General features: G+C 64.2%; 12 protein-coding genes and 1 pseudogene. 6 read left to right on the forward strand and 7 right to left on the reverse strand.

Features of this window, described 5'->3' with window-relative positions:
• Positions 1 to 102: 102 nt before the first annotated feature.
• The 5 genes from NF551_RS14610 (at position 103) to allB (ending at position 5808) form a co-directional block, all read left to right on the forward strand.
• Positions 103 to 1497 (forward strand): NAD(P)-dependent malic enzyme, encoded by a 1395-nt coding sequence (locus NF551_RS14610; protein ID WP_227893950.1) that lies wholly within the window; start codon positions 103 to 105, stop codon positions 1495 to 1497.
• Complete coding sequence (locus NF551_RS14615; RefSeq protein ID WP_227893949.1) at positions 1494 to 2786, forward strand: DUF6986 family protein; 1293 nt, start codon at positions 1494 to 1496, stop codon at positions 2784 to 2786. Before NF551_RS14610 ends, NF551_RS14615 begins: the two co-directional genes overlap by 4 nt.
• Positions 2787 to 3599, forward strand: coding sequence for a bifunctional allantoicase/(S)-ureidoglycine aminohydrolase (locus NF551_RS14620; protein ID WP_227893948.1), 813 nt, complete (start codon positions 2787 to 2789; stop codon positions 3597 to 3599).
• A 68-nt stretch (positions 3600 to 3667) separates the two neighbouring features.
• Complete coding sequence (locus NF551_RS14625; protein WP_227893947.1) at positions 3668 to 4453, forward strand: hydroxypyruvate isomerase family protein; 786 nt, start codon at positions 3668 to 3670, stop codon at positions 4451 to 4453.
• Entirely contained in the window at positions 4450 to 5808 is a 1359-nt protein-coding gene (gene allB, locus NF551_RS14630; protein ID WP_227893946.1) for an allantoinase AllB, read from the forward strand. The genes NF551_RS14625 and allB overlap by 4 nt, the downstream gene beginning before the upstream one ends.
• Positions 5809 to 5843: 35 nt before the next feature.
• On the opposite strand, the gene NF551_RS14635 is transcribed toward allB, so the two are convergent.
• From NF551_RS14635 to NF551_RS14645, 3 genes are all read right to left on the reverse strand, one after another.
• Positions 5844 to 7193, reverse strand: coding sequence for an HNH endonuclease signature motif containing protein (locus NF551_RS14635; protein WP_227893945.1), 1350 nt, complete (start codon positions 7191 to 7193; stop codon positions 5844 to 5846).
• Between the two features lie 154 nt (positions 7194 to 7347).
• The gene (locus NF551_RS14640) at positions 7348 to 7881 is read right to left on the reverse strand and encodes a metallophosphoesterase family protein (protein WP_227893944.1); all 534 of its coding nucleotides are present in this window, start codon (positions 7879 to 7881) and stop codon (positions 7348 to 7350) included.
• Positions 7882 to 8084: 203 nt separating this feature from the next.
• Positions 8085 to 8900 carry a helix-turn-helix domain-containing protein gene (locus tag NF551_RS14645; RefSeq protein ID WP_227893943.1) on the reverse strand — a complete coding sequence of 272 codons (816 nt, stop codon included), beginning with the start codon at positions 8898 to 8900 and terminating at the stop codon, positions 8085 to 8087.
• A gap of 105 nt (positions 8901 to 9005) precedes the next feature.
• Between NF551_RS14645 and NF551_RS14650 the strand changes: the two genes are divergently transcribed.
• On the forward strand, positions 9006 to 9563 hold the full coding sequence (locus tag NF551_RS14650) for a maleylpyruvate isomerase N-terminal domain-containing protein (protein ID WP_227893942.1): 558 nt from the start codon (positions 9006 to 9008) through the stop codon (positions 9561 to 9563).
• Positions 9564 to 9610: 47 nt separating this feature from the next.
• On the opposite strand, the gene NF551_RS14655 is transcribed toward NF551_RS14650, so the two are convergent.
• The 4 genes and pseudogenes from NF551_RS14655 to NF551_RS14670 form a co-directional block, all read right to left on the reverse strand.
• On the reverse strand, positions 9611 to 11155 hold the full coding sequence (locus NF551_RS14655; RefSeq protein WP_227893941.1) for an acyl-CoA synthetase: 1545 nt from the start codon (positions 11153 to 11155) through the stop codon (positions 9611 to 9613).
• An 80-nt stretch (positions 11156 to 11235) separates the two neighbouring features.
• Positions 11236 to 12246 carry an ABC transporter substrate-binding protein gene (locus NF551_RS14660; RefSeq protein ID WP_227893940.1) on the reverse strand — a complete coding sequence of 337 codons (1011 nt, stop codon included), beginning with the start codon at positions 12244 to 12246 and terminating at the stop codon, positions 11236 to 11238.
• A 109-nt stretch (positions 12247 to 12355) separates the two neighbouring features.
• Complete coding sequence (locus tag NF551_RS14665) at positions 12356 to 12811, reverse strand: MaoC family dehydratase (RefSeq protein ID WP_227893939.1); 456 nt, start codon at positions 12809 to 12811, stop codon at positions 12356 to 12358.
• A gap of 26 nt (positions 12812 to 12837) precedes the next feature.
• A pseudogene (locus tag NF551_RS14670) lies at positions 12838 to 13762 on the reverse strand (SDR family NAD(P)-dependent oxidoreductase).
• Between the last annotated feature and the right edge of the window lie 42 nt (positions 13763 to 13804).

Below are 13804 nucleotides of genomic sequence, written 5' to 3' on the forward strand. Positions count from 1 at the left end.
ATTTCTTCCCCTGGATCACAATCCGAACAAATCTCTTGTCATTCCATATGGCAAACAATATTATCCATAATACGGAAATCGTTCGGCTGGGAGGTAGAGAAAATGGCAGTTCCCGGCCCAGGCAATTCGATGACCTTCCGCGTCCACGTGCCCTCGGATTTCAGTGCCGCCAGTGATCTGGCCGCGGCGGTCGGCCACGCCGGAGCCGCCCTGACCGGACTGGACGTCGTGGAATCAAGCAACCGCGTCCTGCACATCGACCTTACCTGCAACACCATTGATGACGCCCACGCCGCACTTGTGAGCGAGCAGCTCGAAGCCCTAAGCGGCGTCACGGTCGAGAGCGTCACCGACGGCACCTTCGCGATGCACCTTGGCGGCAAGATCGCCGTCGCGCCTACCGTACCGCTGGATAACCGTGACGATCTCGCCCGTGCCTACACTCCCGGCGTCGCCCGCGTGTGCAATGCCATTGCCGCCGATCCAGCCGAGGCCCGCCGGCTGACCATCAAGGGCAACACGGTTGCCGTGGTCACGGACGGTTCCGCGGTGCTGGGGCTGGGCAACATTGGTCCGGCTGCTGCCCTGCCGGTCATGGAGGGCAAGGCGGCGCTGTTCAAGCAGTTCGGCGGGGTGGACGCCTGGCCGGTCTGCCTGGACACGCAGGACACGGAGGAGATCATCCGGACCGTGCAGGCCATCGCTCCGACCTATGGGGGCATCAACCTGGAGGACATCGCTGCGCCGCGCTGCTTCGAGATCGAACGCAGGCTGCGCGAAGACCTGGATATTCCTGTGTTCCACGATGATCAGCACGGCACCGCGGTTATGGTGCTGGCGGCCCTGACGAATGCCCTGCGTGTAGTGGATAAGCCGCTGGATGAGGCGCGGATCGTGGTTTCCGGAGTGGGCGCGGCGGGGTCGGCGATCATCCGCCTGCTCCTGTCCGACGGTGCCGCACGGATTATCGCTTTCGGCCGGGAAGGGGTCCTCCGCTCTGCTGATGAGCAGCCCGATCCCACCCGTGCCTGGCTCGCGGCCAACACGAACCATGACCAGTTTGCCGGGAGCCTGTCCGAAGCCCTTGCCGGTGCTGATGTCTTTATCGGGGTCAGTGCACCCGATATCCTCAGCGAGGCTGATATCGCCTCGATGGCTCCGGACGCCGTCGTTTTTGCGTTGGCCAACCCCGATCCGGAAGTGGATCCGGCCGCCGCTGCACGGCATGCCGCCGTCGTTGCCACCGGGCGAAGCGACTTTCCGAACCAGATCAACAATGTCCTGGTGTTCCCGGGCTTGTTCCGCGGGCTGCTCGACGCCGGCGCCTCCGAGATCACCACGCCCATGCTGGTAGCGGCTGCGCGTGCGATTGCGGAGCGTGTTTCTCCGGAGGAGCTCTCTGCTGCGTACATCGTGCCCAGCGTGTTCGACCCGATGGTTGCTCCGTCCGTGGCCTCCGCTGTGGAGTCTGAGGCCCTTTCAGAAGGAAATCGATGAACCCGCCCGATACCGCGAAACTCGCCCTGAGTGCGGAGGATTACGCACGAATCGGAGAGTCGCTTCGCGCCACAGATGAGCTGCTGGCCGCTGGCTATCCCGGCGATGACGGCTCCCGCCAGCCGGTGCATACCGTGTATGTTCCGGCGGATAAGTTCACGCCGGCCCTGGCATCCGAATGGGGACAGCAGGCCCTGGCTGCGGTGGATGCGCAGGGCGGCCTCGAACGCCTGGCGTCCTGGCTTGATCTGGAGAACCCAGGTGTCCTTGCGGGCCTTGTGGAGGCGAAGCTGGCCTCGGAACCCATCGAAGACCTGCGCCTGGACTTCGAAGACGGCTACGGCTCACGTCCCGATGACGAGGAAGACGCCCACGCCGTGGCGGCCGGAACCAACGTGGCACGTGCTGTCGCTGCCGGGACCGCTCCTCCCTTCATCGGCATCCGCTTCAAGTGCTTCGAGGCTGCGACCCGGGACCGCGGCCTGCGGACCCTGGACCTGTTTCTCGGGTCCTTGCTGGACTCGACGGCGAACCGGACCCTGCCTGACGGCCTGGTGCTCACGCTTCCCAAGGTGAGCACGGTGGCGCAGGTGCAGGCCATGGCCTACGCCTGCGAGCGGCTTGAGGACGCGCATGGCCTTCCCTCCGGACGGCTGCGCTTTGAAGTGCAGATGGAGACGCCGCAGCTGATCCTCGGGGCCGACGGTACAGTTCCGGTTGCTGCCGTGCTGCATGCTGCCGGCGGTCGGGTCAGCGGGCTGCATTACGGCACGTATGACTACAGCGCCTCGCTCGGCATAGCCGCAGCGCATCAGTCCATGGAACACCCCGCTGCGGATTACGCGAAGGCTGTCATGCAGGTGGCGGCTGCAGGTACCGGTGTCCGGCTCTCTGATGGCTCAACCAACATCCTTCCCATCGGCGACCCCCAAAACGTTGACCGGGCCTGGGCCCTGCATGCCCGGCTGGTCGCCCGGTCGCTGGCTGCCGGTTACTACCAGGGCTGGGACCTCCACGCAGCGCAGCTGCCTACCCGGTTCCTTGCCACCTACGATTTCTACCGCAGCGGATTCGCGGCAGCTGCTTTCCGGCTGCGGAACTACGTCCACCGGCTCGAGAGCACAATCCTGGACGAACCTGCCACAGCCCGGGCGCTGGCCCGCTACATCCACCGTGGCCTGGCCTGCGGTGCCGTGACCGCAGCAGAAGTCGCCGATGCAGCCGGGGTTTCCACGGAAGACCTGGCTGCCCTTGCCCACCCGAACGCCCCCAAGAGAACCGGATCCTGAGTGAACACCTACTACGCACCCGAGGCCGGACTTCCGGCACAAACCGCACTGCTTTCGGACCGCGCCGTCGTCACAGAGGCCTACACGGTGATCCCGCGCGGCGTGCTCCGGGACATCGTCACGAGCGTCCTTCCGGACTGGGACGGTACCCGCGCCTGGATTTTGAACCGGCCGGTTGCCGGAGGTGCCACCACGTTCGCGCAGTACCTGATGGAGGTCGCGCCGGGCGGAGGTTCACGCAAACCCGAACCGCAGGAAACCGTGGAGTCGTTTGTGTTCGTGCTCGACGGCGGTCCGCTCACCGTGACGATCGACGGCGAGCAGCACGAATTGACGCCCGGCGGCTTCGCCTACCTTCCGCCGAAGATAATCTGGACTGTTGCCAACGAAGGCACCGAACCGGCGCGGTTCCAGTGGATCCGGAAAGCCTACGAACCTCTGGCGGGGCACCTGCCCAAGGTCGTCGTCGGGCACGAAAGCGACCTTGAACCGGCGGGGATGCCCGGCACGGATAACAAGTGGCGCACCACGCGGATGCTTCCGGTGGACGACCTTGCCTACGACATGCACATCAACGTCGTGACGTTCGAGCCCGGCGCCTCGATCCCGTTTGCCGAAACCCACGTCATGGAACACGGCCTCTACGTCCTGGAGGGCAAGGCCGTGTACCGGCTGAACGAGGACTGGGTGGAGGTCCAGGAGGGCGATTACATGTCCCTGCGGGCGTTCTGTCCGCAGGCCTGTTACGCCGGGGGCCCGTCGAATTTCAGATATCTGCTGTACAAGGACGTAAACCGTCAGATCATGCTCTGAGCACGCCCATGAGCGATAGTCCCCTGGCTGCTGTACCTGGTACATGCTGGACCGTGAATTGTTCGATCATGCTGACGGATCTGCCTCTGCTGGAGCGTCCGGCCGCAGCAGCTGCCGCCGGGTTCGAGGCGGTCGAATTCTGGTGGCCGTTCGATTCGGCTGTTCCGGACGATCTTGAGGTCGATGCGTTCCTGCGCTCGCTGAATGAGGCCGGGGTCCGGTTGACCGGATTGAACTTCTTTGCCGGGAACATGCCGGCCGGTGAGCGGGGTGTACTGTCGTCGCCGTCCCGCAGCCAGGAGTTCCGGGCCAGCCTGGAAACGGCCGTCGGGATCGCGAGGCTGACCGGATGCCGGGGCTTCAACGCGCTCTACGGGCTTCGCGAGGACGGCGTTCCGCTGGCCGAGCAGGACGAGACGGCGGTGGAGAACCTGATGATCGCTGCCGACGCCGTCGCTCACTTGGGCGGCACGGTCCTCCTGGAACCGCTTAGCGGTGCTCCGGGGTACCCGCTGCTGACGGCGTCGGACTGTTTTGCTGTCATCGACCGTGTGCGGAATGGCGGGATGCCGAACATTGCCCTGCTGGCCGATTTCTACCACCTGGCGGTGAATGGGGTGAATGTGCCGGCGCTGATTGCGTCGCATGCTGCGGAGTTTGGCCACATCCAGATCGCTGACGCCCCGGGACGAGGAGTGCCGGGAAGCGGGAACCTTCCGCTGGCCCAGTGGGTTGCCGAGTCTGTGGCCGCGGGTTACACGGGGTTGGTTAGCTTGGAATACCAGAGTCTGGCGGCTGATGCCTTTGGCTGGCTGCAACTGCCGGGTGCAGAAACTAAGGAGTGCGACGTATGACCCACGCTGATTTCGATCTGGTCGTGCGCGGCCGGAAGATTTACGCCGCTGCCGGGACTGGTGCCTGGGAGATCGGCGTCCGCGGGGGCACCGTGTCCGCCGTCGTGCCCCTGGGGACGGGGCTGAGCGGAGCGCGGGAGATTGAGCTCGCTGATGACGAGGTTCTGCTGCCCGGCTTGGTGGACACGCATGTGCATGTGAATGAACCCGGCCGGACGGAATGGGAGGGGTTCGCGTCGGCCACTCGGGCTGCTGCTGCCGGCGGCGTCACGACGATCATCGATATGCCGCTGAATTCGATTCCTCCCACCGTGTCGGTGGAAGCTCTCCACGCCAAGCAGGAAGCGGCGGCTGGCCAGGCTTTTGTGGATGTGGGGTTTTGGGGTGGTGCCGTTCCGGGCAACACTGCTGACCTGCGTCCGCTGCATGATGCCGGCGTCTTCGGATTCAAATGCTTCCTGGTTCATTCGGGGGTGGATGAGTTCCCTCACCTGGAGCCGGCGGAGATGGAGAAGGACCTTGCGGAGCTGGCGTCTTTTGACTCGCTGCTAATCGTGCACGCGGAAGACCCGGCCGTGATTGAGGCCGCACCGGAACCGTCTGGAAGGGACTATGCAGGGTTCCTGGCTTCCCGGCCGCCGTCTGCGGAGAACAATGCGATCGCACAGGTCATTGAAGCGGCGCGGCGGACACGGGGACGTGCGCACATTCTGCACCTGTCCTCTGCCGAAGCCCTGCCTATGATCGCGGAGGCCAAGCGCGACGGAGTCCGGCTGACCGTGGAGACCTGCCCGCATTACCTGACACTGCTGGCGGAGGACATCCCCGACGGAGCGACAGCGTTCAAGTGCTGCCCTCCAATTCGGGAGGACGCCAACCGGGAGCAGCTGTGGCAAGGGCTGCTTGACGGGACCATCGATCTCATCGTCTCAGACCACTCCCCCAGCACCCTGGACCTGAAGGACCTGGAAGCCGGCAATTTCGGTGTGGCCTGGGGAGGGGTCTCTTCGCTTCAACTGGGACTGTCCCTGATCTGGACGGAGGCACAGCGTAGAGGCATTGGGTTGGAAAAGGTCCTGGAGTGGATGAGCCACCGACCGGCTGAACTGGCACGGCTGGGACGAAAGGGCCGGATTGAGGTGGGTGCTGACGCCGACTTCGCCGTGTTTGCTTCAGAAAGGACCTTCGTCGTCGACGCAACCAGACTGCACCACAAAAATCCCATCACTCCCTACGCCGGCAAGGAACTGTCAGGCATTGTTCAGCAGACGTTCCTGAGGGGTGTAGAGGTCAGCCCCGCACCAAACCGTGACACTGAGGTACCGCCAACAGGTCGTCTGCTACGACGTGACTGAGCGACGTCAGTTCACCGAAACGTAATCCGAGCCACCTATCCTGCCCGGGTTTCCGGCCCTTCCCCGGCCGCAGGATAGGTCGGCCGCCCATAGTCCAGTACAGGTTTGACCTGGTAGGTGCGACCAAGAGTCGATCTCCACTTCAAGACCCCGGGAACCGGCTGGTCGGCCGACCAGAATCCCAGTGTCTTGTATCTGTGGTGCTTCGGGCACAGGTTGGCCAGATTTCCGTGCTCGGTGGGACCGCCATGGGACCACGGGATCGTGTGGTCGATTTCGGTCCGCGGCGTACTGACCGAACATCCCGGAAAGCGGCATGTGCCATCCCGCGCCTGCAGCCAGCGTTTGAGTCCGGCGGGAACCCGGCGACGCCGGCCCACTGCCAGGATCTCCCCGGTAGCCGGATCCTGGACCAGCCCTGTCCAGTGGAGCGCTTGTCTTGCCAATCTCCGGGCAGCCTCTGAGCTGATCGGGCCGTAGCCGTTTAGTTCGGCAGCTTTGTCGTCGCCGCCAAAGAGCGTGTCCGCGGGGATCAGCACCATGATTTCGGCGGCGATTCCGGGGACTTCATGAACCGTGTCCCCGTTGCCCGCAACCTGCGGCACGGCCGGATCGTCGGGACCTGCTCCAAGCATTAGGGAGCTGAAGATGTCTGCGCGCAGTTGGTCCACGGTTCGCGTGTCCCCTGCCTGTTGCTGCCCCCGAGCAGCCGCCGTCAGCTTCGAGAGGATTGCCTGTCCTGTCTCCGCTGCCACAAAAGCAGTGAACTGGCCCATACCGTCGGGAAGAGGGTCAAAGCCCACTCTGCGTTTCTCCAAGGCGGCACGGTGACGCTCAATCATGGTCTCCGGCCAGCGCCGTTCCCTGAGCCGCCGAGCCGCACGCATCAGGTGGGCGCAGGTCTGTCCCTCCGCCAAAGCCAGCAGCTCGGACTGGAACCCCCGCCGTTCCTCCTCCGGGACACTGTCAGCCTGGTCGATAACTGCCTGCGCGTGCCGGTAGCTGATACTGCCGTGGGAAAGGCTCGCCAGTGTCTCCGGATACCGGTCGCACAGTGCTTCCGAATCGCTGACCAAATGCATCGCCGTCATATGCGGCAACCGCAGCACGGAACCAGCCTCGGCTGCAGTCAGCGACATGGCCATCACCGGATCAGGCTTCTGCAGCATCTCCTCAACCTCACGGTTGATGAGTTCCTCCATGCGGTGCACCACCCTGGCTTGCAGCGCCTGGGCCCAGGCAGTCAGCGACGCAACCGCCTCCAGCATTTCGACGGCTTCGGCAGCATCAAGGGCGTCAACATCCGAAACGGTCAAGGACCCGCTGAAGCGTCTGGAGATTCCTTCCGCCAGAGTGAAGTCGTTGAGCAGACCTCGCCCGGACATGGCCGAAGCGGCATCTGTCCGAACTCCTTCTGAAGCACCCCTTTTTTCCATAGGCCCAAAAGTGCCAGCCCTGCTAAAGGGAACGTCCTTCCGCAGGCCCCTTTGTGGAAAACATCTGGCACGAACCGCCACGTGGCGACGTTGTGGATAATCCTCAGGGAACCGGCCCGGCCTGCACCCGCAACCCGCGCAGCGGCAACCGCCGCAGGTCAGCCTCGACCGTCCGGCCATCCACGGTAACGACCATGTACGTGCAGAACGGCTGCCTGCGCCGGTCTGTGGGTGAACCTGGATTCAGCAGCCGCAGGCCGCCCGGCGCGGCGGTATCCCACGGAATGTGGCTGTGCCCGAAGACCAGCAGGTCTGTCCCGGGATAGGCCTCAGCCATGCGCGCTTCACGCCCGCGGGCGGCGCCTGTCTCATGTACGACGGCGATTCTCACGTCCTCGACGACGGCGCGGGCGACTTCGGGGAGCCTGGCACGCAGGCCCGGCCCGTCATTGTTTCCCCAGCAGGCCAGCAGCGCGCGGGACCGGTCCTCGAGCTCGTCCAGCAGATCCTCGTTCACCCAGTCGCCGGCATGTACCACCAGGTCTGCAGCTTCAACCGCGGCCCAGACCTCGTCCGGCAGGGCTTTGGCCCGCAACGGCAGGTGGGTGTCTGCAAGCAGCAGCAGGCTCGTTGTCATGTTGGCGTTCCTCCCCAACGGCGTATCGGCCGGCGCATCGGCGGGCGGCCGATGCGCCGGCCGCTGACCTGGCCCCTGACTAAGCAGCGTACCCGGGAAGCGGTGCCTGCCGGCGCCCGGCGCCGGCGGCAACGGCGGCCACGGCAACGGCAACGGCAACGGCAACGGCGGCAGTCATCACGGGGCAGCAACGGGCCCGCAGATCACCGGACCTCCCCAGGCATTCCCTTCGCCATGCGCGCAAACAGGCCAGGGGGCCATCCGGTAGCCGCTCGGAAATCCCGGGAGAAGTGGGACTGATCGGTGTACCCGAGCCGGGTGGCAAGATCTGCAAGGGACCCTCCGTTCCTTAGCCGCTCCCCTGCTTCATGCAGCCGCCGCTGCCGGATCAGCCAGCGTGGACTCACACCGAGGAAGCCGGAACACAGCCGCTGGAGTTTTCGCTCCGGCAAATCAAGCGCTTCACAAAGATCGGCAACGGAAGCAATCAGCGGATCCTCCACCATGGAGACCACCCTGCCGGCGAGGACTGCACCGTCATCCGGGTGGCCAAGTGACGCAACCCGCCCTTCCACGACGTCCTGTGCCGCTCGATGTGCATCCGCACTTCGGGGGTCGGCCTGCATGAGATTCCGTATCTTCTCCGCAAGGCCGTGAAGGAGCGCTATCTCCGAGAGATCCGCGTACCCGTCGGTTATCGCCGAAACATCGCGGCCCAGCAAGCGCCGTCCAACGCCGGGACGGAACATCACCCCAAACGCCCAGCCGTCGCCGCGGAGCACCTGCCGTGCCGCAACGCTGGCCGGTCCGACCAGACGTGCGTACGAATCCGTAATGCTCAGCAAACACACCGGGTGGGTGAGGACCCGCTGTTCACGAAACCCGGACTCTGGAACCGACCACACGGGAATCCAGAAAACCTGAAGCCAGTTCCGGAGGGAAGCGGAGGGGTCACGGCGGTAGATCGTAACGGAACCGTCCTCCGGGTCATTGAGGTGTCCCCTGCTGATTTCGTCCACGGCTTCACCTGCCCTCCACACTGACGGATTCGTACAAGACAGGCAGCGGGGCGCGGCCCTAGCCTCAGATAACCCAAACCTGGCGGAAATGACAAGGAGAAGAATATGACGGAAGCACTGCGAATGTGGCGTGAACGGGCAGACCCATTTACCGCCCTCGTGATGGCAGCCGCTGACTGGGACGCGCCGACACCCTGCGCCCAGTGGCGGGCACGGGACATCGTGGCACACATAGTGTCGACGGAGCGGGAGTTCCTGGAGCAGCATAATCTCCTGGGAGGCGATGCCGCAGCGGACACCGGGCCGGTCCGGCAATGGACCAAACACGAGAAAACGGTGGCCGGCCTGCTGGCAGATCCCGACGTCGCCCGCCGGAGTTTCGCGGGCTACTTCGGCCCCAGCACCATCGGGGAAACCCTTGCGGGGTTTTACGGCGGCGATCTTCTGGTGCACCGGTGGGACCTTGCCGTGTCCCAGGGACTGGATGCGCTGCTGACCGAAAAGGACCTCAATGACATCGGGGCAGCCATGGACGGGTTCGGCGACCTTGCCTACGCGCCCGGCCTCTTTGACCGGCCGGTGGACGTTCCCGACGGAGCGGACCTGGAACAACGGGTGCTGGCGCGAACGGGCAGGACGGTCCCGTTCATCGCCGTCGAATGAGCCGTTGAATGAGCCGCCCCTAACCAGCCGCCGGATCAGCCGGATCGCTAGCCGGCATGCTCCCGCCGCAGGTCGGCCTTCCGGATCTTTCCGCTGGCCGTCCGCGGGAATTCCGGCACGATTTCAACCGTCTTGGGGATCTTGTACCTGGCCACCCGTCCGTCCAGGTGCGCCGGAACCTCAGCAGGGTCAAGGGCGTACCCGTCACGCAGGGTGATGATGGCCTTTGGCACTTCACCCCACTTCTCGTCGGGTATCCCAATCACAGCCACACCGCTGACAGCCTCGAGTTCGCTGATGATCTGCTCCACCTCGGCCGGATAAATGTTCTCCCCGCCGGAAATGATCATGTCCTTGAGCCGGTCGGAGATGAAGAGGAAGCCGTCGCCGTCGAAATAGCCCATGTCGCCGGAACGGAACCAGGACCCGTCGGTGAAGGATTCCTCCGTGGCCTCAGGCCGGTTCCAATAGGACTTGATGACGTTCGGCCCGCTGATCTGGACCTCGCCGACCTCTCCCGCAGCGGCAACCGCGCCATCAGGACGCGTGACCCGAACCGACGTGAAAAAGTGCGGGATTCCGGCGGAGCCGGCCTTCTCCCGGGAGCGCGACGGCGGCAGGGCAGTCGCTCCGGGAGCCGTTTCGGTCATGCCGTAGCCGTTGGAGAATCCGAGACCACGCTCTTCGTAGGCGTCGATCACCCGCAGCGGAACGGCGGAACCTCCGCAGGTCAGTTTGCGCAGCGAGCTGATGTCGCGCTTGGGCCAGTCCGGATGTTCACACAGCAACTGGTAGGTGGTGGGCACACCGCTGATAAAGGTGGCGCGGTACTTTTCGATCAGCTCCAGCGTCCGGCCCGGTTCAAACCGGGTTTCCAGAATGACGGTTGCACCCTTGAGCAGGTTGGGAAGAACCCCCATGTCCAGCGAGGCAACATGGAAGAGCGGCGAGATCATGAGCGCCACGTCGTCCCCGGCGACGTCGTAATCCACCAGCACGTTGAAGCAGTTCCAGGCGAGATTGGCGTGAGTCAGCAGCGCACCCTTGGGTCGTCCCGTTGTCCCTGAGGTGTAGAGGATGATGGCGCCGTCCTCAAGCGAGACTTCAGCGTCAGCAAACGGGGCATCAGTGGAGAAGCAGTCCTCGTACGCCTGGACCGGCAGGCTGCCGGCCTCCGCGGAGGCCGCACCGCTGCCGTCATCCACGAGCAGGCGGAGTTCGACGCCGGTCTCCCGGGCGCCGCGGACCGCCAGGTCGTCCAGGGCCAGGGTATTCACCAGGATGATGCTCCCGGAGTCCTGCAGCGCGTACTGGATCTCCGGTGGGGCCAGCCTGGTATTAAGCGGAACAAACACTGCCCCAAGAGATCCGGCAGCGAAGAAGGTCTCCAAGAACGCCGGGTGGTTGTCGCCCAGGAAAGCGACCCTGGATCCGTGTTCCACGCCGTTGGCTCGGAGCACGGAAGCCAGCCGGTTGATCCGGGCGTCCAACTCGGCGTAGGAAATGCTGCTGTCCCGGAAAATCAGTGCAGTCTTGGATCCAGACTTAACCCGCTGGCGGTGGATCCATGAGCCCAGGCCCTGGTTCTGCATTGCTCGAAATCCTTCATCGGTGGGTGAGTTGCCGGAGGTAGTGCCGGGGCCGGCCGGAGGAAGCAGGCCCCGGCACGGCTCTATTCGACCGTCATGGAGCCCAGGTCAGGGGCCTTTTCGACGAACTTGTACTTGAGCATCAGTTCGCCCATGTCGGTGAGCTCTTCAGTGCGAAGTTCGGCCTCGTACTGCTCCATCTTGAGGTTCGCGGCAACTTCGGGAGGCATGGTCATGAAGTCGGGCAGGGTTGCCTTGACGTCGTCGATGTTCTCCTCCGCCTGGACCAGGAGTTCCTCCATGGCGTCCTTGAACTTGGCCACGGTTTCCGGGTTTTCAGACGCATACTTGCCGGAGGTGAAGGACACCATGGTGGGCATTCCGGGAACGGCTTCCTGGTTGGAGTAGCCGACCAGGACGTTGTCCGGGTTGGAGAGTGCCTTGCTCAGGAACGGCTCGGGAAGCCAGACGGCATCTGTGTTGCCCAGCTCGAGCTGCGCTTCCATGTCCGCGAACGGCATTTCGGAGAAGTTGATGGCGCTGGGATCGGCACCGGCCAGTGAGGCGGCTTCCATGATGGTCAGGTCGCCCTGGGTGTTGATGGCGTTGACCGTGGCGGTCTTGCCCTCCAGGTCGGCAAAGGAGGTGATGCCGGAGTCTGCCCGGGCGACCACGCCGTTGATGTCCTCCCCCTCCGCGTAGGAGTTGGAGTAACCCGTGACGATCTTCATGTCCAGGCCCTTGTCCTTGGCCACCATCACTGTCAGCGGGTTGCCAACGGCGAAGTTCATGCTGCCGGTGGAGACGGCCGGAAGCATCGCCGCGCCTCCCTGGCCCGTCTCGAGCGTGACGTCGAGTCCGTGCTTCTCGAAGACGCCTTCCTCGATGCCGTAGTGCATGGCAGCCGACGGCGCGATCGCCAGGACACCGACTACTACCTTCTCGAGTTCACCGCTTCCGGCGGACTCGGAAGCGGCAGGTGATCCGGACTCGCTGCCGGACAGGCTGCCGCCGCCGCAGCCTGCCAGTGCCAGCGTCGCAACGGCGCCGAGCGCAAATACCTTCGCGGACCGGCGGGTAATGAAGTGCCTCATAACTTTCCTCTTCCTTGAGGGGAGAAACGGATACTGCGGTGATGGTGCTTGGTACAGCTTTTCCTTCCCGGCCCGCGGAGGGAGCCGGAAGTCAGGGACGCCAGGGGAATCAGGCGTAGAAACGGGCCAGGAATTCAGCGACGACGGCGGGACGTTCCTCGCCTTCGATCTCGATGGTGTTGGACGTCTTGATCTGCACGCCGCCCTTCACCTCGGTGACCTCCGCGATCACAGAGTGCAGCCGGACCTTGGAGCCCACCTTCACCGGGTTCGTGAACCGGACCCGGTCCAGGCCGTAATTGACCTTGGTCTTCACGCCGTCCACGTCGAACAGGGCACTCCACAGCGGAATGATCAGGGACAGGGTCAGGAACCCGTGGGCGATGGGGGCTCCGAAGGGCCCGTCCTTGGCCTTTTCCGGATCGGTGTGGATCCACTGGTGGTCATCGGTCGCGTCAGCAAAGGTGTTGATCTGGTCCTGGGTGATCTCGATGTAGTCGGTGTAGCCCAGGTCCTTGCCGACCAGTGAGGGAAGTTCTTCGAGGGTGACAACGGTAGCGCTCATAGGGTTTTCCTGTTTCTTCGTCGTAGCTAGTTGGAAGCGGTCTGCGGCTGGAGCTCTTCGGGCAGCGGCGGGAACTTCTCCCCCACACTCTGCTGCTGCCCGGCGAACGGGAACGCCGACGCGAGATCCGCATAGGACCAGCCGCCGTCACGGTACTCAGTGGCCACAGCCTCAGGATGGGACCACAGCTGCAAACGGTCCCCGCCCACACCAATCGCCTGACCCGTGATCCCGGCAGCTTCCTCCGACGCCAGGAACGCCACCAGCCCGGCAACATCCTCCGCCGTACCAAAACCCAGGTCCTTGCGGAAGAAATCAGGCATCGCCTCACCGCGCTCGTCCGCTTCCACGGCGGCAGCGAAATACGGGACCGTCTTCGTCATCGCCGTCGCAGCCACCGGAATCACCGCATTGGCAGTCACACCGGCCTTCTTCATCTCCATCGCCCAGGTCCGCACCATGCCCACGATCCCGGCCTTCGCCGCAGCGTAGTTGGTCTGTCCGAAGTTTCCGCTGCCCGGTCGGGGAACCGATCGTGATGATCCGGCCGGCCACGTTGTGTTCCTTGAAGTAGGCATAGGCCTCCCGCACACAGGTGAACGTCCCGCGCAGGTGCACGTTGATCACCAGGTCAAAGTCCTCATCGGTCATCTTCAGCAGCGACTTATCGCGCAGTACCCCGGCATTGGTCACCAGGATGTCCAGGCCGCCGAAGTTCTCCACCGCAGCATCCACCAGGGCCTTCGCCGTCTCGGTGGACCCCACCGGGGCAACAACAGCCACGGCACGCCCGCCGTCGGCCGTGATCACCGCGACTGCCTCCTCAGCCACAGAAGCATCGACGTCGTTCACCACCACAGCCGCACCCTGCCGGGCCAGCTCCCGGGCGTAAGCGAGGCCCAGCCCCCGCCCGCTGCCGGTAACAATCGCGACTTTGCCGTCCAGGGACATGATGACTCCTCATTATTGTGTCCTACCTCACACCATAACAAC

Source organism: Arthrobacter caoxuetaonis, from assembly GCF_023921125.1.
GTDB classification, from domain to species: domain Bacteria; phylum Actinomycetota; class Actinomycetes; order Actinomycetales; family Micrococcaceae; genus Arthrobacter_B; species Arthrobacter_B caoxuetaonis.